The following is a 21,192-nucleotide window of genomic DNA, read 5'->3' on the forward strand; positions in this document are numbered from 1 at the left end:
GGTTCACTCTCCGGACGGACGCGGTTCGGGGGCGTCGTCCTTGTCGGGGCCGGACGCGGACTGGGCGCCGTCGACCGTGGGGTGGAGGCCGTGCGCCTTCTGCTCCCAGGCGCGGGCGAACTCGGGAATCTCGCGGCGGCCGGGGGAGGCGATCACCGTCGAGGTGCGCTCGGGCACGTCCCCCGTGACGCGGTCCCCGTCGCCCACCGTCCAGCCCTTGGCGGCGAGTTCCTGCCTCCTGCGCCGGTAGGCGACCGAGATCAGGTCGGAACGCAGGTGGAGTTCCGCGCCCAGGTCGGCGGGGAGCAGCTCCGGCCGGGTCCCGTCCACCACCGGGGCGTCCTGTCCGAAGATGCGGTACACCCGCTTGCGCGTGTTGGCGTCGGCCCAGGAACCGGTGAAGAAGTCGCGCAGAGCGATCCACTTGACGAGGGTGGTGGTCTCGTCGACCGGGATGTTCGTGTCGTAGATGATCATGTTGCCGAACGGCAGCCGCACATGCAGTTTGACGAGGTTCGGCAGCATCCAGCCCGCGGTGCTCACCACCGGTGGCCGGTCCCGGCCCTGCGAACGCCGGTCCTGGTAGAGCCTCGACCACAGTCCCTTCGCGGTCGGCGGGTGCATCGAGACGGTGGCGAACGCCGACCACTCGTCGGGCTGTTCGAGGGTGTACTCCTCGACCTCCGGGCGCTCCGGGTTGCCGAACGAACCCGCGTGCACGAACGGGGTGTGCGCGATGTCGCAGCCGTTCTCCAGCACCCGCTCGTAGTTGGAGTGCCAGAGGTACTCGCCGGTCACCGCCCTGAAGCGGCCGCCGTCCTCCAACAGCTCATCGAACTCGGGCCACTTGGGGATGGGCGGCCGTTCCTCCTCGGGCAGGTCGCCGAGGAACACCCAGACGAACCCGTACCGTTCGCGCGCCGGGTACGCGTCGACCCGGGCCTTCCTGGGGATGCCACGGCCGGGCAGGTTGGCGGGGATCCTGGTGCACGCCCCGCCGGGCTCGAAGCGCCAGCCGTGGTAGGGGCACACCACGCAGTCCCCGGCGACGCTGCCGCCGGACAGGGCCGCGCCCCGGTGCGCGCAGAGGTCGGACAGGGCCACCGGGCGCCCGTCCTCGGTGCGGTACAGCACCAGACTCTGGCCCAGACAGGTCACTTTCAGGGGCCGGCGTCCCACACGGTCGGCGAACTCGACCGCGTACCAGAAGTTCTTGAGCATCCGTGGCGCTCCTCGGCGTCGTTCTCCACTGGGGTGCGGGACTTGGGCCCGCGGAGCCGTGCGGGGCTTTCGTGCGCGGGGAGTTCAGCGGCGTCGAACCGCGATGAGCCCGGGGTGCGGGGGCGCCAGCAGTTCGTCGAGCCGGGACCGGGCGGCGTCGTCGCCGCGCAGGTGGGCGGTGCAGAACAGGGTGATCAGGCGGGACAGCAGGTCTCTGGCGGCACCGTCGTCGTCCGGGACCGTCCGTTCCAGGAACCCGCGCGCACCGGTGGGGTCCGCGGGGTGGCAGGCGGTGAAGTGGTTCGCGCCCGTCAGGGTGGCCAGGACGTTGCCGCCCGCCGCGTCGGGGACGGCCTCGTCGAACGTACGGGCCACCGGATCCGGCGGCGCCCCGCCGGGCGGTCCGGTGTAGCGGTCCGCGCTCGCGGCGATCACACCGTCGTGTTCGCCGGACAGCAGCAGTGCCGGCGCGCCCCCGCCCGCCGGCAGGACGGTCCCCGGTGGCCAGCCGAGCAGGTCGGCGACGACGGTGTGGGCTCCGTAGGCGAACACCGCCCGGACCCCCGGGGTCAGACCGGCCGACTGGAGCGCCACCGTGCCACCCGCCGAGTGCCCGCCGAGGGCGACCCGGTCGGTGTCGAGCAGCCCGGCCAGCGGCGGCCTGGTGCCGAGTTCCCGTACGGCTGCCAGCAGCGCGCTGATGAGCGGACTGGTCGGACGGGTGCCGTACCCGGCCGGTGCCGCCGCTTCGAGGTCCACCGCCGGGGTGAGGCCGTGACTCCCGGCGAACAGCTCGCCCACCAGGTCCGCGGTCACGGTGACCACGCCCGCCGACGCGAGCGCGACGGCCAGCCAACGGTAGGCGTCCTGACCGACGTTGATGCCCGGAAGGAGCAGCGCCACCGGGTACGGGGCTCCCTCGGGGTCGGTCGGGATCTCGCCGGAGAGCCGCTCGGCGTCGGAGCCGGTGGGCCGCGCCGGATAGAACACCCGCAGGTGCGCGGTGTCGAACGGCTCCTTGAGGCCAGGTACCCGGCAGGCCCACCACAGGGCCCGTACGCCGGCCGTCATCTCGGCCTCGGCAGTTCCCGGTCCCCGCCCCACAGGGCCCGGACCAGGCGGTCGGTCGTCTCCTCGCCGAAGTAGCGCACCCCCATGACGTTGGCGGGGTCCCGCTCCGCGATGTTGCGCCGGGTGGCCAGGTCCGCGGCGGCCAGGATGTCCCGCTCGTCCGGGGGCACGGCCTCTGCCGCGTCCACCCATCCGAGCCAGCGGTCCACGTGCGCGTGGGTGAGCGAGCGGACCAGGCCGACGTGCTCCTGGTCGCGGGGCATCGAGTAGCAGTACGCGGTCGGGGACAGACTCGCCCGGATGAACCCCGCCCGGCTGGTGAACCAGTCCAGGGACGGGTGCTGTTCACGGGTGGCGAGCCACTCCTCGTCGAGCGGGGCGTAGTAGCGGTCGTAGTACGCGCCGTCGGCGACCAGGTTCGCGCGGGGCACCGAGTCGAGATAGAACCAGCCTCCCGGCCAGCACAGCAGGGCGATGCCCAGGTGCGGTACCCGGATGTGCGGGCCCAGCCACACCGTCAGGTGCAGGTTGGCGAAGCCGCGGGTCGGGTTGCCGAGCCAGGAGTGCACCATCCAGTCGACCTCGGGCCCGGTGTAGGCGGCCAGCGATCCTCCCGGGCTCTGCGGGGGCGCGCCGTAGGAGTCCAGGCCGAGCGTGGAGGGATCGCGGCGCAGTTCGAAGCGGGCGTCGATCTTGGACTTGAGTTCCGCGAGCAGTTCCCGCCACTGCTCGAAGGTCTCGGTCACGTCGGTGACGGGCGCGTCGTCCGTCATGTCCTGCACGGCCTTGAGGGTCTCGGCCACGGAGCAGCTCCTCGGGGTTCGCGGTGCCGGCGTCGAAGGGCCGGGCGGGGCAAGGGTCCGGAGCGGTCAGGCCGGACGGGGGGCCGGCGCGCCGGCCGGGGCGACCAGCGCGCCGGACAGCCGCCAGGGCCGTCCGTCGACCAGGTCGGTGGAGCGGGACAGCATCCGGCGCAGGGCCTGGGCGGGGTGGATCTCGGCCAGGGTGAGGGGGCCCCTCGCGGTGGTGGTACGGGGATGACTGATGCGGCCGGTGAAGCCGCCTCCGTGGTTCTGCCAGAGTCCGAAGTCGGACGGAAGCGCGTGCACCGCGCCCTGGCCGTGACCGGCCGCGACGAGGTTGAGCCGGTTCTCGGCGGAGCGCTCGGGCAGGCCCAGGGCGCTCTCCCAGGGCTCCAGGCCCGTGAAGCAGACCGCCACGGTGTCGGCGCCGGCCAGCGCGGCGAGCCGGAAGGTCTCCGGATGGACGCTGTCGTCCCCGGCGACCAGGGCGATCCGTCCCCACACGGCGTCATGGACCTCGGGCGGACCCGCCCGCCCGGTCGCCCACGAGGCATGGCGGGCACTCGGATGGAGTTGGGGGACGCGCAGCACCGGCCCGCCCGCTCCGGTCAGCACGCCCAGGTGTACGTCTCCCGCCGGCACGGTGCAGGCGAGCAGGGCGTCGGTGCCGCTCAGCGCGTCCGCCAGCGTTCGCAGCGCCCCGGCGGCCAGAGCGTCGGCCTCGGTCCCCGTCAGGTGCGCGGGGACGCGGCCTGAGGGAAAGAGGAACAGCTCGGGAAGGACCAGCAGGCAGGCGCCTCGCGCGGCGGCGTCGGCCGCCAGCCGGGCCGCGTCCTCGACGGCCGCCCGTCCGGTACCCGAGGGCCGCAGCACCGCGGCCGTGACACTCTCGGCGCGCCGTCCGCCGAAGGCGGGCACCGGGCGCGGCGAACGCGCTATCGGGCCGTACAGGTCGGGACGGCGGGCCGCGAACACGTCGGTGCCGTCGGGCCGGTGCTTGTCGAGCGCGCCGAGCGGATCGATGTCGGCCACGGCGAGAGCCTCGCCGGTGCGCGGAGCCTTGGCGGCCACCGTGCCGTCGGGCGCGACGATCTGACTTTCGCCGGCGCCGTGGAGCGCCTCGGGCGGAATGCCCAGCCCCTCCGCGACGGCGGCGAGCCGGGCTTCGGGGATGAGGGGACCGACCTTGTTCGCGGCCACCACCCACACCTTGTTCTCCGCGGCCCGGACGGGAATGTGCAGCGACGCCTCGTCCAGCGCGAAGGAGTTGAGGCTGTTGAGAAGCAACCGCGCCCCGCGCAGGGACAGAGAACGGCACACCTCGTTGATCACCCCTTCCATGCAGGAGTAGAGGCCGACCGGCCCGAGGCCGGTCTCCACCACCGGGCCCTCGGTGTCGGCCGGGTCGAGATGGTCGTTCTCGCTGCCCATCAGTGTCTGTTTGTCGGCCCGTCCCACGAGTGTTCCGTCCGGGGCGAAGAGCAGGCTCGTCGCGGTGATCCGCATACCGTCGGCCCGGCCGGGGACCGGAGGCGTGGCGGGTGCGGCGAGGGTGACGTGCAGCTTGACGTACAGCCCGTGCCGCGCGGCAGTGGCCGCCACCTCGGTGAGGAAGGTGTCCCCGAGGACGCAGGCCTCGCGCAGCGCGTGCTCCCTGTCCTCGTACCAGGACAGGTGATTGCAGAACTCGGGCAGGACGACCAGGCCGGCCTTCCGGGCCGCCGCCGCCCCGACGGCGCGCAGTACCGCGGCGAGGTTGGCCGACCGGTCGATTCCCACGGCGAACTGGGCCGCCGCGACGCGCACGGAGACAGGGGGCATCACACTCTCCCTTGGTTCCCCTGGCGGAACACTGTTTCCTGAACATACACTCGCCGCCAGCCTCGCGACAGAGGGGAATTCCCTTGTCGCCCAGCGGAAGGACCCCTGTGCTCACTCATGTCGTGCTGATGAGGTTCAAGGATCCGTCCGACGCACCCGAGGCCCGCGACAGACTGGAACAACTGGCCCCGCTCGTAAGGGAGATACGTTCCATGACGCTCGGGCTCGACGTCCTGGACACGCCCGTCTCCTACCACCTGAGCATGATCACCAGGCATGCCGGGCCGGACGAACTCGCCGCCTATCAGCGGCATCCGGAGCACCTGCTGCTCGCGCGATGGCTGCGCCCCCGGCTCGCGGACCGGGTCGTCGTCGACAGCGTCGACGACGACCCGCGCGAGGCAGCGGACGACGACTGATCAAGTGGGCTTCGCCCAGGGCCCGTTCTCGGCAAGGGCGCACCGGGCCGCGGGGCACGACCCCGAGCGGCCCGGCGGGGCGGAGGGTCACGGCGGCGACGGGGGACCGGGCGGGCCGACGGGGACCGGGTAGGCCCCGGGTGCCATCCTGGCACCACCCCCGCGGAACGCGGCCGGCGCGTGCGTCACACACGGCTGTACGTACTCCAGCAGGCCCTCCGCGCCGTACTCGCGCCCGTGGCCGCTGCGCTTGACCCCGCCGAACGGCGCGCGCAGCGACATGCCCGTCCGGTTGTGGGTGTTGACGAAGCAGAAGCCCGCGTCGAGACGGCGCGCGACACCGAAGGCCCGCTCCTCGTCCGAGCTCCAGACCGAGGCGCCCAGGCCGAGTTCACCCGCGCCCGCCCGTGCGATCACCTCGTCCTCGGTGTCGTAGGCGAGCACCGGTACCAGCGGGCCGAACTGCTCCTCCCGCACCACCGGGGCCCGGTCGTCCAGGCCGAGCAGCGCCGTGGGCCTCACGAAGTGCCCTGCCGACGCGTCGGCCGACGGGCACAGCTCACCGAGCGGGACCGTCCGGCCGCCGCGGCGCAGGCCGTCGTCGACGAGGGCGCGCAGCCGCGTCGCCGACTCCGCCGAGATCACGGGCCCCACGCTCACCCCGGGGACGAGGGGATCGCCGAGCCGTACGACGCGCGCGGCGGCGGCCGTGAAGGCCTCCACGAAGCGCTCGTACCGGGCCCGCGGCACGTAGATCCGTTTGACCGCCATGCACACCTGGCCGGCGGTGGACATCGCCGCGAGCACCAGACGGTCCATGGCGGAGTCGTCCAGCGGGGCGTCGTCGAGGAGGACGGCCGCGTCGTTCCCGCCGAGTTCCATCACCGTCGGGGTCAGCGCCGCGGCGGCGGCCGCCCCGATGGCGCGGGCGGCTGTCGCACCGCCCGTGAAGGCCACCTTGTAGACGCCGGGATGCCCGGCCAGGTGGGTGGCCACCGGGGCGTGCCCGTGCAGGACGTGCAGCAGTCCGGCCGGGAAATGTTCCGCCAGGCGCGTCAGGAGGGCGCTGACGGCCAGCGGGGCGAGCGGGGAGGGCTTGACCAGCAGCGCGTTGCCCGCGACCAGCGCGGGGGCGAGTTTCAGCGCGGTCAGCACCACCGGCGCGTTCCAGGGAGTGAGGGCGGCGACCGGTCCGTACGGTCGCTGACGGACCGTCAATCTTCCCTGTGCATCGTCGATATGGCGGTCCGCGAGCAGACCCGGGGCCGCGTCGGCGTACCAGCGCAGCACCGCGGCGGAGAAGAGGATCTCCCCGTGGCAGTCGGCCAGCGGCTTGCCCGACTCCCGTGCGAGCAGCGGCGCCTGCGTCGTCGCCGCCGCCTCCAGGCTCGCCGCGGCGGAGAGCAGCGCGGCCGCGCGGTCGGACACGGCCGTCCGCGCCCAGTCCGGGGCGGCCCGTCCGGCGGCGGCCACGGCACCGTCCACCCCGCGCGACGTCGCGGGTGCCACGTGGCCGACGATCTCGGCGCTCCTGGCAGGGTTGTGAATGCTGATCAGGTCGTCGACGGGCATGGCCCTCCTCGGCCCCGGTCGTCGGTGAGGCTTGGTCTCGGCGGTGCCGCGGCCGTCGGCCGCCTCACCGCCGTGGTGTCACACGGACATCCGCAGGGACGCGATCATCGAACTGCGCAGCAGCGCCTGCCGGGCACGGGCCGGATCGGCAGCCGTGGCCCGCAGTTCGTCCGCGAGCGCGGAGCGCAGTGCCGGGTCGCGGACTCTGAGCCGTTCCCAGTTGCGGTGTGTCTGGGCTCCGACGTACGTCAGCGCGCAGTCCCGCCGGGCCGCGGCGATACGGTCCAGAGCCTCGTCCGCGCCGGACCGGCCGTCCACGACGGCATGGAGCGCGGCGCCCATCAGCACCGCGTCGTGGATGCCGCTGTTCATGCCCATGCCGCCCAGCGGGTTGTTGACGTGGGCCGCGTCCCCGCACAGGAGGATCCGGCCCAGCCGGAAGGTGTCGGCGACGCGCTGGTGCACGCGGTAGAGGCCGGCTTGGACGACCCGCCACGGCGGACCGGTCCGACCTGCGGAGGCCGCGCGCAGGGCGCTCAACCGGCCCGGCAGTCGGGCGAGTTCGGCCGCGTCCGTGGTGTCGCCCGGGGTCGGCAGCAGGATGCGCCAGTGGTCGGGGGTGCGCAGCAGGACCAGCCATTCGTCGGGGTCCATGACGTAGGCGATGGGGGCGAGCCCGGGAAGTTCGGCCGTCAGGTCGGCCTCGACGGACGCGACGAGGAAGCGTTCCGGGTAGGTCATGCCGTGGAATCCGACCCCCAGTGAGCGGCGCACCGCCGAATGGGCACCGTCGGCGGCGACCAGGTGGGATCCGCGCGCCGTCGTCCCGTCGCTCAGGACGGCGTCCACCGCGTGCGGATCCTGGCGGACTGCGGTCACCCGGGCGCCGAAACGCACCTCGCTTCCCGGCAGTCGGGACAGTGCGCGCAGGAGCAGAGGAGTGAGCTTGCCCTGTTCCAGCTGCACGCGGTAGGGGTGCCGGGTGTCCGGGGCGAGCACGGCCAGGTCGAGCTCCGCGACGGGACCCGTGCGCCGGTCGCGGTACTGGAAGGTGCGTACGGTCAGGCCCTGTTCGAGCACCGGGCCGAGCACACCGAGGTCCTCCAGCATCTCCAGGGTCGGCGGGTGGAAGGTCGAGGCCCTCGATTCGGAGGAGAGCCCGGGACCCGCCTCCAGTACGGTGACGGGCACCCCGCGCCGGGCGAGCACCAGCGCGGCCGTCAGTCCCACCGGGCCCGCCCCGGCGACCAGGACGCGACCCTCGGCCGGCGTGCCCGTCACCGGGATCTCTCCGTGGCGGGGCCGGGGCCCTGTCCGGTGTGCAGCGCGAAAGCCGCCTCGACGCCCGTGACCCGGCTGCCCGTGAAGTGCAGCAGCGTCTCGTCGGTACCCTCGTCGACCAGACCCGACAGCCCCCAGGCGGGGCGCGGGGTGTCCAGGTGCAGGCTCATCAACGACGAGCCGTTGACCTTCACCTCGCCCGCCCTGATCCGGCGTGCCACCGCGAGGGCGGCCTCCTCGTCCGTCCCGGCCACATAGCCCTCCAGCCCGTACCCGGTGCTGTTGGCCAGGGCGACAGCCTCGTCCTCGTCGTCGTAGGCATGGACGGTGGCCACCGGGCCGAACACCTCCTCGCGGGCGGCCTGTTCGGGGACGCCGGTCAGCAGGACCGGCGCGAGGAAGCTGCCCGTGCCGGGGATCTCGGTGAAGGTGTGCGGTGTACCGCCCGCCGCGACGAGCGTGTCGAGTGCCGCCGTGACACGCCGGTGATGGCTCGAATGGGCGAGGGGCCCGTACCCGGTGGCGGCGTCGAACGGCGCGCCGGCCTTCACGTCGGCCAGAGCGGCGCCGATTTCCGTCAGCAGTCCGGACAGCATCGCGGAGGGCACGATCAGCCGGCCCAGGGCGCGGCACCACTGGCCGTTGAGGGTCGTCAGGAGTTCGGTGGCCAGCCGGGCCGCCACCGCCGGGTTCGCGTCCGGCATCACGACGAGCGGGTTGTTCCCGCCGAGTTCGAGCTGGACGGGCTTCAGCCCCTGGCCGCAGACGGCGCCGACCGCCCTGCCCGCCGCCGTGCCGCCGGTGAACGACACCACGCGCACGCGGGCGTCGGCCACCAGCCGGGCGCCGATGCGCCCGTCGCCGTGCAGGAGTTGGAGCACGCTGGGGGGAGCCCCGGCGGCCGCCAGCCCCTCGGCGGCGGCACGGACGAGCAACTGTGTTCCGTACGGCGCCAGTTCCGGTGCCTTGATGATGACGGGACAGCCCGCCGCCAGCGCGCTCGCCGCCTTGTGCGCGGCCATCGGCGCGGGCGCGTTGTACGGCACGACGCACAGGGCGGGTCCCAGTGGTGCCCGGCGCACCTCGACGGCGCGCCCGTCCGGCCGCAGCACCTCGGAGCGCAGCACACCGGCTCTCAGCCGGGCCGCGGCGAGCCGGAACGCGCCGCCGACGATGACACCCAGGCCGGAGGTCTGGGCCAGCGGAACGCCGGTGGCGAACGACTCGGCCCGCACGATGGTTTCCACGCGTTCCTCGACGGCGGCCGCCGCCGACTCCAGGGCGTCGGCGCGTGCGGTGTCCGCGAGCGACGCCCAGGTGCCGGCGGAGTGCAGAGAGTCGGCCGCCGCCAGGGCCTGTTCGGCGCGCGCGGCCGAACTGCCCAGCGCGGGACGCACCGTCGCGCCGGTGGCGGGATTCTCCAGCAGCGGCCCGAGCCGGTCGTGGCAGGCCTTCCAGCGGCCGTCCACGAGGTCCGCGGTCGCCTCCAGTTCCACGTCCCCCGTGTTCTTCGGGGCGTCTTCCATTGAGGGTGTGTTCACCGGCCTGCCTCCAGGTTGGCGAAGAGCGCGTTCTCCAGGGAGTCGGTCGCCATCTTCGCGGCCTCCAGTCGGCCCCGTTCCGCGGGGAAGGTCATCACCAGACCCATCGCGAGGTCGCGGACCGTGCGGCCGATCGTGCCGTCCATGGTGGCGCCGGACGTGCCGCAGGCCTTGAGGGCCGCGACGGCCACGTCGAAGCAGGCCTCGGTCACCGAGCCCTTGCCCAGCCGCCACTGCGTGAAGACCTCGGACTTGCCGCGCAGCGGCGGCTCGGACGTCTCCAGCTCCAACTGCCGCCGGAGCCACAGATACGCGGTCTCCAGCCGTTGGGTCATGTCGCCGATGAGCACCTGGTGCATGGGGCTGGAGGCGATCGGGCGGCCCGTGTCGGCGAAGGTCGCGCGGGTGAGACGCTCCAGCGTGTGGTCGTACACCGCCTGCGCGGCGCCCGTGTACACGGCGGCGATGGCGAGTTGATTGCCGACGAAGCTGCCCCGGCTGACCTGGAGCATGCGGGTGAAGGCGCCCGGCACGGTCAGTGCCTCCTCGCTCGCGACGAACGTGTTGCTCAGCCGGATGCCGTGATTGGCGCTCCCACGCATGCCGAGCCCGTTCCAGGGCTCGCGCGAACCGACCCCCGGCGCGGACCTCGGCACGAGGAACAGCGCCAGACCGTCCGGCCCCTCGGTGCCCGCCAGCCGTGCCGTGACCAGATACGTGTCGGCGACGCCGGTCGCGCAGCCGAAGGACTTCTCGCCCGTCAACAGCCAGCCGCCCGGGGCCCGTTCGGCCGTGGTGGCGATGGCGATGTTCGCCGTCGAGCTCTTGACCGACTCGCTGGCGAAGTTCCCGAGCCACGTACCGGCGGCCATCGCGGTCAGCACGCGCTCGGCGAACGCGGTGACCTCCGCGGTCTCGTCCTCGTGGAAGAGACCCGCGCGGATGGCCTCCAGGGGCAGCAGCCCCCGGGAGGCGCTCGTGTTGTGGAAGAAGTAGGCGAGCGCGGTGGAGGGGCAGGCCGTGCCCATGGCGAAGGTGGCCGCGGCGAGGTCGCGCAGAGTGCCCCCGAGACCCCCGTACTTCCGCGGTACGACGAGACCCAGCAGTCCCGCGTCCCGCAGGAGCGCGACATGTCCGGCCGGGAACTCGGCCTTGGCGTCCGCTTCGGCGGCACTGGCGCGCAGCGCCGGCAGTACCTTCTCGACGCGCTGTGCTCGGGCGTGTTCGTCCGGCGTCATGGCGTCGACGAGAAGTTCTCCGGTCAGGCGTGGTCCGGTCATCGGCGGCGGCTCCTCGGATGGGGCGCGTGGGGTGGGGAGGTTCACTGGTCGGGGGCGACACGCGCGGGCAGCGGGCGGCCGTAGCGCATCCGCTCCAGCTCGTTCACCCAGGAGCGCGGGACTTCGGGGCCCACCGGGGTGGCCACCCCCATGCGGGAGCACAGCAGGACCAGGCGCTCGGTGGGCAGCAGGCCGCCGCAGCCGCCGAGTCCGGCCTCGAAGTGGCGGACCCCGCTCTTCATGGCGGTCAGGGCGTTGACCAGACCCAGCCCGTGATGGTCGCGCAGCGCGAGCCGGACCGGCAGTCCGTCGGCCTCGGGCACCACGTCCTGGAGCAGGGCGCGCAGATGGAGCGGCGATCCGTCCAGCGCGCCGGGCGCGCCTGCGGCCCCCGGACCGGGGCGGGCCTCGACGAGCGAGATCTCCGCGCAGCCCGCGGCCTTGAGCGCGGCGACCGTGCGCAGGACGGTCCGGGCGAGGCCGGGGGCCATGGCGTCGCGGACCCGGGCGACCACCGTCGTCGCCGATCCCGCGACGGCCCGGATCACGGCCCGCGCTGCTGTGCCCGTCCCGTCGGCGAGGACGGTCACCTCCACCCGGAGGCAGCCGGCTTCGGCGGCTTCGACGGCCTGGGCCGCGCTGCGCACGTGCACCGCGGGCGGGCCCGGCGTGGTGAGGGCGCCGGCGTACGCCGGTGCGCCGGGCTCGCCCGCGGGTGTACGGGGTTCGGTGCCGGCCGCGTCGGACCAGCGGGGCGCTGACCGGGCGGTGCGCAGCGAGCCGTGGGGGACGACGACCGGGATGCCCGCCGCGCGGACCGTCGCCACCAGCCGGGCGCCCCGCCGGGGAGGCGCGCCCTGCTCGTGCAGGGTGCGGGCCAGGCCGGTGTCCGTGATGCCGACGCTCTGGGGCAGCGGGTCGGCGAGCTGGCCCCAGGCCCGGGAGTGGAACAGCAGCGGCGAGGTGATGCGCGGGACGCACGCGGCCACCACGTCGCCCACGAAGATGGTGTGGTCGCCGCCCGGGTAGCCGTTGCGCACCCGGCAGTCGACCCAGGCGGCGGCGTCGGTCAGGACCGGGCTGCCGGTCGCGCCGGGCAGCCAGTCTCCCTCCGCGAAACGGTCGGTCACCTCGGGTTCCATTCCGGCGAACCGGCGGCCGAGGCCGATGTGGTCACGGCCGAGCACGTTGACGGCGAACACGCCGTTGCGGTCCAGCAGTTCATGGGAGCGCAGCCGCCGGTCGACGCAGACCAGCACCAGGGGCGGATCCAGGCTGACACTGCTGAAGGAACTCGCCGTCATGCCGTGGCGGCCGGCCGCGCCGGCTGTGGTGACTATCCCGACACCGCTCGGCCAGCGGGCCAGTACCTGCCGAAAGGTGCCCCCGTCCACGGCGGTTGTCATCGCCACCCCCGTTCTCGTCGAGTCTCCAGAGAGTTTCCCTCAGTGGAACGTCGTAACGAAGAGCGTAACGACGGGTCCGAAGGGGTGTCAATGACGGCCGGGCGCCCGCCGGACGCTGTTCGCCGGGCCCGCTGGACGGTGGCCGTCCGGGGCACCCACTGAACGGTGTTTCCCAGAGGGAAATCCACGCCTATGCTGTCGGGCATCCCCCGGGGCTTCTCCGGGGGTGGTTCCACGCACCCGAAACGTACCGAGGACGCTGTGACCGAGGAGAACACCAGCAGGTCGATCGCCGCAGTCGAGCGCGCCATGGACGTGCTCCTGCTCTTCGGCCGCAGCGGCCGCCCGGACCTGGGCATCACCGAGATCGCCCAGCAGCTCGGCATCACCAAGGCCGCCGTGCACCGCATTCTGACCGCCCTGCGCAACCGCGACCTGATCATCGCCGACCCCGTCACCCGGCGGTACGCGCTCGGGCCCGCGGCCATCTCGCTCGGCCGCGCCTATCTGGCCCGTACGGACCTCCGCATCCTCGCCGCGCCCGAACTGCGCCGGCTGGCCGGGCAGTGCGAGGAGACGGCCACCCTGTCGATCCGCCGCGGTGACACCCGCCTCTACGTCGACCAGGTCGTCCCCGACCGGGAGTTGCGCATGGAGGTCGCGCTGGGCATCCCCCTCCCGCTGCACGCGGGCAGCTCCTCCAAGGCGATGCTCGCCTTCCTGCCCGACGTCGAGGTCGACGGCTACCTGGAACGGCACGCCCTCGACCGGCTCACCGAGCGGACCATCACCGACCCCGACAAGCTGCGCAAGGAACTCGCGGCGGTGCGGCGCCGCGGCTATGCCACCTCCGTCGGCGAGCGCGAGGCCGGATCCGCGTCGGTCGCCGCTCCGGTACTCGGACACGACGGCCATGTGATCGCCGTGGTGAGCGTCGCCGGGCCCCAGACCCGCTTCAAGCCGCGCATGGCCGAGTGCGCCCCCCTGCTGCTGGCAGCCGTGGAACGGCTGTCCGCGGAGTTCGGCTACCGGCCCGGCGTGAACTGACCCGGAACCGCTTCACAGCCGGGCCCCGGGCTTCAGCACGCCCAGCGCGGCGGCGGCCAGGACGCAGGACCAGATGCCCGCCACGTAGGGGACGCACCCGTTGACCGCCGCGCGCAGCGCGCGCTCGGTCGCGGGTGTCGAGCCGTCCTTGGCCAGCGCGGTGAAGGCCGGGCCGAAGGACCGCAGCCTGAGCCGGATACCGAGGCCGCAGGCGATGGCCAGCGCGTACAGCGCCACCTTGGCGCCCAGCCACTTCGGATGGGTGTCCACGCCGAACGGTTCGGGCGCCAGGAGCGTGTACACGCCGGTGGCCAGCAGCGCCCCGGTCAGGGTGATCCGCACGGCCCAGTCCGTGCGCCGGACCCAGGGCCTGCGGCCGGGGTGGTGATGGTCCGCCACCGTGAGCCCGAGCCAGCAGCCGGCCGCGGTCCACGCGGCCACCGCCGTCCAGCCGTGGAGCAGGCCGGGGGGGCCGTGCGGGTCCAGGACCATCAGCGTGATGCCGCTCGGGAGGAAGAGGATCAGACAGATCTTCGGGCCGAGATCGAGCACGCCCATGATCTGCAGTGCGGTCGACCGGGCGGCGAACGGCAGGTCCGCCCGCAGGACGTAGCGGCTGGAGACGTAGACCCCCAGGTCACCGCCCAGCCAGAAGACGAACAGCACCAGGTGGAGCAGGATCCACCAGCCGTGCGGATGTGCACCCATGGCGTCCGCGCCCCCGTCACGCGGTGCCGGGCCGCGGCCCGGCGGACGGGCCCCAGGCATTGCCTGGGGAGGCGGGCGCGTCGCGGCCGACGGGTGTCCCCGGCCGGGGCGTCGCGGTCTCGTTCTCCAGCCCGTCCCGCGCCGCCGGTCCGGTCGTCTCCATGGCCTGCGGGGGTATGGCCCCCGGTGAGGTCTCCATGCCGGCATTCTGCCGCGTCGATTCCTCTAGCGAAACAATGTTTCCCAATTTTACACTGCGGTCATGACTGGACCCCTGTCCGACATTCAGGTGGAGAACTTCGGGCCCGCACCCCTCGAACGTCGGGACCTAGGCCCCGACGGGCTCGCCGAGATCGGTCCGCGGCCGGCCCAGGAGGTGGTCTGAGATGGCGTCGGACCCTCTCCACGAGGACTACCGCGCGGCCGGGTTCGGTCGCCGCGTCGGCTGGGGCGAGCGGCCCGCGGTGGTTCTCGTGGACCCCGTACGGGCGTACGCGGACCCCGGTGCAGCGCTCTTCCTGGACACCGCGGCCGACGCCCTCGCGGCCATGCGCCGGCTGGCGGACACCGCCCGCGCCGCAGGGCTGCCGGTGGTCTTCACGGCCGTGCGCTACACCGGTGAACCCACCGACGACGTACCGCACTTCGCCCGCAAGGTTCCCGGACTCGCCGCCTTCCGGGCCGGAGCCCCACACGCCGGGTTCACCACGGCCTGTCCGCCCGGCGCGAGCGACTCCGTCGTGTTCAAGCACTACCCGAGCGCGTTCTTCGGCACCGGCCTGGACGGGACCCTTCGTTCCTGGGGCGTGGACACCCTGCTCCTGGGCGGCTTCTCGACCAGCGGCTGCGTCCGGGCCAGCGCGCTGGACGGCCTCCAGTACGGATTCCGGCCGCTGGTGGTCAGGGAAGCCGTGGCCGACCGGGATCCCGGGCCGCACGAGGCCAGCCTCTTCGACCTGGACTCCAAGTACGCGGACGTGATCGCGCTCGACGACGCCTGCGCCGCCCTGGCCCGGTACGCGCCCGGGTGAACCCGGCCCGAAGGCGTCCGGCCGCCTGAGGGCTGTCCCGTGGTCCCCGGCGGGCGGGGATCACGGGACAGCCCTCAGGACCGGGGCGGATGCGTTCGGTCACGTCGATTCGTCACGCTTGCGCCGCACCAGGATCAGAAACGCGGCGCCGCCCATGAGCAGCGTCCCGCCGGCCAGCAGACCCACCGCGACACCGTCCACGGAACCCGTCTGCGGAAGGCTTCCGGACCCCGATCCCGATGTCGATCCTGATGCCGAGCCGGATCCGGAGTCCCCCGACGAGGACCCGGAGGTGCTGCCACCGGAGGTGCCCGCGGTGCTGGACGCCGAAGGACTGGCCGACGTACTGGGCGAGGGCGAACCCGACCCCGTGGCGCTCACGGTCAGCGGCACCTGGACGAGTTCGTCGGTCGCGGAGATGAACACCGCGACCACGCAGGCGCCCGCCTTGGACGTGCAGTCCGCGCCGCCCGCTTTCGCGGAGATCTTCAGGGCCGCGGAGGTCGCGTCGCTGGACGACAGGTGCCAGACACCCGAACCGTCGGTCTTGCCGACCAGCGCGGTCGCCGTGTCGCAGTCGGTCGGACCCGTCGGGTCCGGCTTGCACATGCCGAGCGGGACGAACGCCTGACTCGGACTCAGGCCCTTGGCGGAGACCGTGACGGTGTCACCGGGCGTGAGCCCGGTGGTCCTGCTCACGGTCAGGGTCCCGGCGGCCGCGGCGGGTGTCGCCGCCGAACAGACCGCCGCCACCGCGGCCAGGGCCGCGGCCCCGGTGCCGGTGCGGGAGAGGACGCGGTTCAAGAGGTACCTCCGGTGTCGGGAAGAGGGGTTCCGCCGTCGTGCCGGACGCGGCGGAGGCTGATCAGGGCCGCTCCCGCGCACAGCGCGGCGAGCGCCGTCGAAGCACCCCACAGGAGGGTCGAGGGCCCGCGCCAGCGGGAGCCCGACGACGCGACGGTGCCGCCGGGCGTCGTCGCGGTGACGGCACGCCCCACGCCCGAGGACTCACCCCGGGGAGTTCCGCCCCGGAAGCCGACCGGGATGTCGACGGTGTTGGCGGGCCGCAGCGCGGCCGGAGTACCGGTCGGCAGCGGGGAGATGCCCACCACGCACGGGACGTCGCGGCAGTCGATGCCCGCGAAGCGGGCGTGCGCGGTGAGGGTGACCCGGGGAAGCCTGCCGGAGCCGCCGATGTTCACCAGTACGGCCCCGCCCGCCAGGTCGCAGTCCGTGTTGCCGGTGTATCCCTTCTTGCACAGTCCGACCGCCACCGAGGTGAGTCCGCCACGGAAGCCCTCCCCGGTGACGGTGATCTTCTGGCCCTCGGTGAGATCGACGGCGGCCGACAGCCTGGCCGTGGCGCCCGGCGGGTCGGCGGCCGAAGCCGCTCCGGTGGCTGACAACACCAGGACGCAGGCTGCCAGGACACGGACGACCGTTGCCGGGGCCCGGCCGGCCCGGCCGGGGGAGGACCACCACCTCATGCCGATGCCTTTCTCGTACGGGGGACCAGCGGGGGGCGTGGTGCCCGGCGGCCGGCCGGGAAGCCGACCGCACGACCTCCGAGGACGGGTGACGGTCGGCTTGTGGCGACCAGCACGGCGGTTCCCTGGCCGGTGATCCGGCGCAGCAGGTCGGCCACGTCCGGGTCGGCCGCGAGGTGTCGCGTGCCGGGACCGGTGAGGTCCAGCAGGAGGAGCCGCGGCCGGGCGATCAGGGTCAGGGCGAGGCCGAGCACGCAGCGCTCGACCGGTTCGAGAGCGGCGGGCGGGTCGTCACCGCGGGCCGCGAGAAACGGGAACGCGGCGCGCGCGGCCCGGCACATCTCGTCGGCCCTTTCCGCCCCCAGGGGTGCCACGGTGGTCCGCAGAGCGCCGGACACACTGGTGGGCGAGGCGAGTTGCGGCAGAGCGCCGGGCACGGCGCCGTCCTGCGGGTCCAGCAGCGCGCAGAGCCCCAGCCGCCAGCGTGTCGCCGCGTCGGTACGCGCCACGTCGTGGCCGAGGATCGTGTGGCGGCCGGAGGACCGGCGCGGAATGCCGGCGATCGCGCGCAGGGCCGATCCGGTCCTGCGGCCCGGCCGCCCGTCGTGCAGGACGACCAGTTCCCCAGGGGCGACGGACAGCCGCAGCCGGGTCACTCGGGGCCGGTTCCTGTGGCGCACCGTCAGGCGCCGCACCTCCAGCGCGGGCGGCGTCGTTCCGGGGACCGCGACGCGGCGTGCGGCCCGGCCGACGCGCAGGAGCAGCGCGGCGCGGCTCAGGGGCAATGCCGAGGCCAGGACGAGCGCGTCCCCGGCGTTCAGAAGACGCCCGGTCAGTGCCAGGGCGCCGATCCCCGCCAGACCTCCGAGCAGCGCGGGCAGCGCGGTGCCACGGAATCCGGAGGCCCGCAGTGTCGACACGCCCGCGGCCGCGCTGCCCAGCGCCAGCGCCAGGGCGGCCACGAGCTGCCTCGTGTCGGCCGCCGCCGCCAACGCTGCCATCGCCGCCGCCACGGCGAGCAACAGCAGGGGCAGGAACGGGTCCCGGGGGAGGAACCCTGATCTGCGTACCGTGTCGTCGGCGACCGGTTCGCGCGCCCCGCCGCCGGTGCGCCCGAGGAGAGCAGCGGGCACGATCGCCGCGGCCAGTGCCGCGGTTCCCGTCAGTGCGGCGGGCGCTCCGCCGAGTTCCAGCCGCCGGAACACCAGCAGGTCCTGCGCCGCGAAGAAGGCGGCCGAGGCGGCTGCCGAGAGAACCACGACGTCCACCGTGGTGCTGCGCGCGGCGGATCCGGTACGCATCCCTTCCGCACCCCGCTCCGAACGCGCCGCAGGCATGCGTGCCGTGGCGCGGGCGCCTTTCGCGGGCGGTTCGCCGTCGGCGCCTGGCGTCGGCGGCCTGGCATCCGTGCTTCGCGAGGACGGTTCGGGCCTGGAGTCGTGTGCTGGCGGCTCGTCACCGGCGCCCTGTGCGGAGGGCACCACACCTGGGCCCGGTGCGGAGCGCCCGACACCGGCGCCCGGGGCGGACGGGCCGTCACCGATCGTGCCCACGGCTGCTCGATATGGGGCTGTCGTCCGCGCTGCCGCACTGGCTGTCGTGGCGGGCGAACTACCTTGCCCGCTGGGCACGTTGTCCAGTGGGAGGCCCGGGTGCCTCACCGCGAGCGGTGTCAGCAGGGCCGCCCCCGCCACCCCGCACACGGTGAGCGTCACGCCGGCGTGCTCCGCCGCCCACCCGGTGAGGCCGCCCGCCGCACCCAGCCCGGCGAGCCCGCCCACGCACCAGGCGGGCGTGGCGCGGAAGAGACACAGACCCGGCGCGCCGAGCAGGGCGCCCGCGAGCACGGCCCCGCAGTACACCGGGACCGAGGGCCACAGCCCCGCCACCGCGACGAGCAGGCAGGCGAGCAGCGCGCACCGTGCCGCCGTACGCGGGGTGACGGGCCGTCGTCGGCGAAGCCCACATGTGACTCCCGCGCCGAGGCCGCACACGAGCGCGGCGGTGAGCAGCACGTAGCGCACCGCCGCGCCGGGCATGCCCACGACCGCACCGAGCAACGGTGCGCCGAGCACCAGGGTGCCGGGGAGCAGCCCGGCCGCGGCACCGCTCCGTACGTCGTCGGCCCAGTGCTCACGCGACGGCGTCATGCCCTCACCTCACCTCTCGCGAACGGGCGTCGCGCGGTTCGTCGGACTCCGCCCGCGCGGTGTCGCCGGGACGGGTCGGCAGCGGCGGAGCGAGCAGCCGTACGAGGTCGTCCAGACCCTGGCGGTCGGTCAGCTCCGGCTGCCCCGAGACGTGACGCAGCAGCGTGTGCAGGGCGATCGTCCGGCCGCCCTCGTCTCCCGCGCGGGCCAGGAACGTACGCAGGCCGGCGAGTTCGACGTCGGTCGGGGGCACGGGTGCGGTCACGGTCGCGTCCGAGGCCGGGACGCCGGCCCGCACCGGACGCTCCCGGAAGCGGCGGCGGGCCGCGACACCGATCGCGTAAACCAGGAGCAGAGCCGAGAGAACCGCGGTCGTGATCAGCCCCCAGGGATAGACGTCGGTGGCCGAGGAGAACTTCGCGGGCCCGTACGCGCCGCCCACGGAGTACCTGCCGAAGGCGGCGGCCGGCAGGGTGACGCGGACGAGGTAGGTGCGGGTGGCGCCCGCCGGAAGGTCCCTGGTCAGTGGGGCCGAGACGGGGATGTCCGCCGTCCCGCCCGTACCCCAGGCGACGATCAGCGGGGCCCGGCCGAGGGCGGTCGTCCCGGGATTGCGGACCGTGACCGTGAGCGTGCGGTGCGGCGAGGCGCCGAACAGCTCCGCCAGTCCCGGCGAGCCGGACAGACGCGTACGGACCACGTCGACACGCGGCGCCGGGGCGAGCGAGGGCAGGGGCGCCTCCCGCTGCCCGGCGAGTTCGACGTCCAACTGGGCACTACTCGCGCCGGGTTGGGCCGTCACGCGGATCACACAGGGACAACGTGAGGGCGGCGCGCCCGCGATGAGCGTCACCCGGAAGGTCCCGTCGGCCGCCACCAGGGCCACGGCGGCGCGCAGCGTGTCGCAGTCGGCGCTGCCCCGCAGCGCGCGGGCGCCGCACACCTCCGCCTGCACCGTGGCACCCGGGGGCCAGTCGGCGCCGGTGACCGTGGCGGGCCGGCCCGGGCTCAACCGTGTGGAGCCGACGCCGATCGAGGGCTGCGGGGCGTCTGCCCGGGCCGATGCGGCCGCGACGTCCGCCCGGGCCGACGCTGCGGGCAGAGCGGGACCGGCCAGGAACGCCGCCGCGAGCGCCGCCGTGGGGACCCCGAGGTTCATGGCAACTCCTCCAGGCGGGCACGGCGCCACCGGCGCACCTGTGAGAGGGCCAGGGCCAGCAGTGCCGACAGGGCGAGAAGTACGGCGACGGTGGTCCAGGACAGCAGGACCGAACCGGATTCGGCGGACGCCTCGGGCACGCCCTGCGCGCTCACGCGTACGGAGACGTGGACGAAGTCCAGCGGGGGTGTTCCGTCCCAGGCGGCGGTCATGACCGTGCTCTGGCCGGGCAGAAGGACCGGCAGCCGGGCGGTGCGGAAGGTCTTGAGGCTACGGCCGAAGAGCCCGGTGGCGCGCGGGCGGGCGGTCGGCTGGATGACGGTGTTGCCGGTGTTGACGACCGTGTAGCGGACGGTCGCGGATCCGGAGCGGAAGGGCATTCCGGAGGGCCGGTGCGTCAGCCGTACGTCGCGCACCGTCATTCCGGGAGTGAGCGGGCCGGCCACGGTGAGCTGCATCCGCACGGCGACGGCCCGCTGGATGCCGAGGTCGACGCCGTTGTCCCGGCCGGCCTGTTCCACCGCGTTGTCGAGCGCGACGATGCCCCCGACATGGGCGCCGGGTGTCGCGTCCGCGGGCACGGTCAGGGTGAAGGGGATCTCCGCGCTGCGGCCCGCGGGGATCACCAGGGCGTTGGTGGCGAGCTTCACCCAGCGTCCGATCCCCTGTTGGGCCTGCCCCGCCTCCCGGTAGGCGAGCGCCCCGTCGCGCGGCGTGTTGTACGCGTCGGTCCCGTACACCTGGAAGGAGATCGGCACCTTGGAGAGGTTGCTGACGAGCACCGCGTCCTTGATCTTCGAGCCCGGCGCGGCGTCCAGGGAGAAGGCGCCGCGCCGCACTCCGTCGGTGGCCGCGCCCGCGGGCCGCACGGACCAGGCGTCCGGCCCGCTCCCCGCGGCCGAGGCGGGCGCGGGACTCATGAGCAGCGCCAGAAGGAGGGCGAGCAGTGCGCACGACACCGTCGGGCGGATCGGCCGGAACGGGCCGTGGCTTCGGACGGGCATGGGTGTGCTCCTGCTCCGGCGGCGGGTGGGCGGCGGGTCGGCGACGGTCGGGTCGAGGTGCGGGGCTTGGGGCGTGCCATGGCGGTCGGGCGAGGTGCGTGCCCGGCCGTCCGTGAGGGGCGAGGTCCGTGGTCGATGGCGGGGAGGTACGAAGTCGTGGCCCGACGGCCGGTGAGGCACGAGGCGCGCGG

At 74.1% G+C, this 21,192-nt stretch carries 20 protein-coding genes; 4 read left to right on the top strand and 16 right to left on the bottom strand.

The genetic code is table 11. The features are described 5' to 3' along the window. Nucleotides 1–3: 3 nt before the first annotated feature. The 4 genes from OG410_RS39635 to OG410_RS39650 all read right to left on the bottom strand — a co-directional run bounded on the left by OG410_RS39635 (nucleotide 4) and on the right by OG410_RS39650 (nucleotide 4,916). Nucleotides 4–1,221, bottom strand: a complete 1,218-nt coding sequence (locus tag OG410_RS39635; protein WP_329303594.1) for an aromatic ring-hydroxylating dioxygenase subunit alpha — start codon at nucleotides 1,219–1,221, stop codon at nucleotides 4–6. A gap of 84 nt (nucleotides 1,222–1,305) precedes the next feature. Then, a complete protein-coding gene (locus tag OG410_RS39640; RefSeq protein ID WP_329303595.1) occupies nucleotides 1,306–2,292 on the bottom strand; it encodes an alpha/beta hydrolase family protein in 987 nt (328 codons plus the stop codon). Further along, nucleotides 2,289–3,095 carry a hypothetical protein gene (locus tag OG410_RS39645; RefSeq protein ID WP_329303596.1) on the bottom strand — a complete coding sequence of 269 codons (807 nt, stop codon included), beginning with the start codon at nucleotides 3,093–3,095 and terminating at the stop codon, nucleotides 2,289–2,291. The genes OG410_RS39640 and OG410_RS39645 overlap by 4 nt, the downstream gene beginning before the upstream one ends. Before the next feature lie 66 nt (nucleotides 3,096–3,161). After that, on the bottom strand, nucleotides 3,162–4,916 hold the full coding sequence (locus OG410_RS39650) for a nitrilase-related carbon-nitrogen hydrolase (protein ID WP_329303597.1): 1,755 nt from the start codon (nucleotides 4,914–4,916) through the stop codon (nucleotides 3,162–3,164). A gap of 107 nt (nucleotides 4,917–5,023) precedes the next feature. Between OG410_RS39650 and OG410_RS39655 the strand changes: the two genes are divergently transcribed. Next, a complete protein-coding gene (locus OG410_RS39655; protein ID WP_329303598.1) occupies nucleotides 5,024–5,335 on the top strand; it encodes a Dabb family protein in 312 nt (103 codons plus the stop codon). Nucleotides 5,336–5,422: 87 nt separating this feature from the next. Here the strand turns inward: OG410_RS39655 and OG410_RS39660 are convergent, their stop codons facing one another. The 5 genes from OG410_RS39660 to OG410_RS39680 all read right to left on the bottom strand — a co-directional run bounded on the left by OG410_RS39660 (nucleotide 5,423) and on the right by OG410_RS39680 (nucleotide 12,415). After that, nucleotides 5,423–6,907: an aldehyde dehydrogenase family protein gene (locus OG410_RS39660; protein ID WP_329303599.1), complete on the bottom strand. Its 1,485-nt coding sequence runs from the start codon at nucleotides 6,905–6,907 to the stop codon at nucleotides 5,423–5,425. A gap of 78 nt (nucleotides 6,908–6,985) precedes the next feature. Next, complete coding sequence (locus tag OG410_RS39665; protein ID WP_329303600.1) at nucleotides 6,986–8,188, bottom strand: FAD-dependent oxidoreductase; 1,203 nt, start codon at nucleotides 8,186–8,188, stop codon at nucleotides 6,986–6,988. Further along, nucleotides 8,185–9,714 (bottom strand): aldehyde dehydrogenase family protein, encoded by a 1,530-nt coding sequence (locus OG410_RS39670; protein WP_329303601.1) that lies wholly within the window; start codon nucleotides 9,712–9,714, stop codon nucleotides 8,185–8,187. The genes OG410_RS39665 and OG410_RS39670 overlap by 4 nt, the downstream gene beginning before the upstream one ends. Before the next feature lie 11 nt (nucleotides 9,715–9,725). Further along, nucleotides 9,726–11,009, bottom strand: a complete 1,284-nt coding sequence (locus tag OG410_RS39675) for an acyl-CoA dehydrogenase family protein (protein WP_329303602.1) — start codon at nucleotides 11,007–11,009, stop codon at nucleotides 9,726–9,728. 41 nt (nucleotides 11,010–11,050) lie between these two features. Beyond that, nucleotides 11,051–12,415 (bottom strand): flavin reductase, encoded by a 1,365-nt coding sequence (locus OG410_RS39680; protein ID WP_329303603.1) that lies wholly within the window; start codon nucleotides 12,413–12,415, stop codon nucleotides 11,051–11,053. Nucleotides 12,416–12,676: 261 nt separating this feature from the next. On the opposite strand from OG410_RS39680, the gene OG410_RS39685 reads away from it, so the two are divergent. Next, complete coding sequence (locus OG410_RS39685; RefSeq protein WP_329303604.1) at nucleotides 12,677–13,462, top strand: IclR family transcriptional regulator; 786 nt, start codon at nucleotides 12,677–12,679, stop codon at nucleotides 13,460–13,462. Nucleotides 13,463–13,474: 12 nt separating this feature from the next. Here the strand turns inward: OG410_RS39685 and OG410_RS39690 are convergent, their stop codons facing one another. Together OG410_RS39690 and OG410_RS39695 are read right to left on the bottom strand one after the other, a co-directional pair. Next, the gene (locus OG410_RS39690; RefSeq protein WP_329303605.1) at nucleotides 13,475–14,170 is read right to left on the bottom strand and encodes a hypothetical protein; all 696 of its coding nucleotides are present in this window, start codon (nucleotides 14,168–14,170) and stop codon (nucleotides 13,475–13,477) included. Between the two features lie 16 nt (nucleotides 14,171–14,186). Continuing rightward, nucleotides 14,187–14,369, bottom strand: a complete 183-nt coding sequence (locus OG410_RS39695; RefSeq protein WP_329303606.1) for a hypothetical protein — start codon at nucleotides 14,367–14,369, stop codon at nucleotides 14,187–14,189. A gap of 63 nt (nucleotides 14,370–14,432) precedes the next feature. Here OG410_RS39695 and OG410_RS39700 point away from each other — a divergent pair, with 63 nt between their 5' ends. Together OG410_RS39700 and OG410_RS39705 are read left to right on the top strand one after the other, a co-directional pair. After that, nucleotides 14,433–14,555 (top strand): hypothetical protein, encoded by a 123-nt coding sequence (locus OG410_RS39700; protein ID WP_329303607.1) that lies wholly within the window; start codon nucleotides 14,433–14,435, stop codon nucleotides 14,553–14,555. Between the two features lies 1 nt (nucleotide 14,556). Beyond that, nucleotides 14,557–15,201: an isochorismatase family protein gene (locus tag OG410_RS39705; RefSeq protein ID WP_329303608.1), complete on the top strand. Its 645-nt coding sequence runs from the start codon at nucleotides 14,557–14,559 to the stop codon at nucleotides 15,199–15,201. Nucleotides 15,202–15,300: 99 nt separating this feature from the next. On the opposite strand, the gene OG410_RS39710 is transcribed toward OG410_RS39705, so the two are convergent. The 5 genes from OG410_RS39710 to OG410_RS39730 all read right to left on the bottom strand — a co-directional run bounded on the left by OG410_RS39710 (nucleotide 15,301) and on the right by OG410_RS39730 (nucleotide 21,001). Next, nucleotides 15,301–16,005 carry a neocarzinostatin apoprotein domain-containing protein gene (locus tag OG410_RS39710; protein ID WP_329303609.1) on the bottom strand — a complete coding sequence of 235 codons (705 nt, stop codon included), beginning with the start codon at nucleotides 16,003–16,005 and terminating at the stop codon, nucleotides 15,301–15,303. Continuing rightward, nucleotides 16,002–16,610 (bottom strand): neocarzinostatin apoprotein domain-containing protein, encoded by a 609-nt coding sequence (locus OG410_RS39715; RefSeq protein ID WP_329303610.1) that lies wholly within the window; start codon nucleotides 16,608–16,610, stop codon nucleotides 16,002–16,004. The genes OG410_RS39710 and OG410_RS39715 overlap by 4 nt, the downstream gene beginning before the upstream one ends. Before the next feature lie 74 nt (nucleotides 16,611–16,684). Continuing rightward, nucleotides 16,685–18,838 carry a hypothetical protein gene (locus OG410_RS39720; protein WP_329303611.1) on the bottom strand — a complete coding sequence of 718 codons (2,154 nt, stop codon included), beginning with the start codon at nucleotides 18,836–18,838 and terminating at the stop codon, nucleotides 16,685–16,687. Between the two features lie 4 nt (nucleotides 18,839–18,842). Continuing rightward, on the bottom strand, nucleotides 18,843–19,997 hold the full coding sequence (locus tag OG410_RS39725) for a hypothetical protein (RefSeq protein WP_329303612.1): 1,155 nt from the start codon (nucleotides 19,995–19,997) through the stop codon (nucleotides 18,843–18,845). Further along, nucleotides 19,994–21,001, bottom strand: a complete 1,008-nt coding sequence (locus OG410_RS39730; protein ID WP_329303613.1) for a WxL protein peptidoglycan domain-containing protein — start codon at nucleotides 20,999–21,001, stop codon at nucleotides 19,994–19,996. The genes OG410_RS39725 and OG410_RS39730 overlap by 4 nt, the downstream gene beginning before the upstream one ends. Nucleotides 21,002–21,192: the final 191 nt, after the last annotated feature.

Source organism: Streptomyces sp. NBC_00659 (assembly GCF_036226925.1).
Classification (GTDB): Bacteria; Actinomycetota; Actinomycetes; order Streptomycetales; family Streptomycetaceae; genus Streptomyces.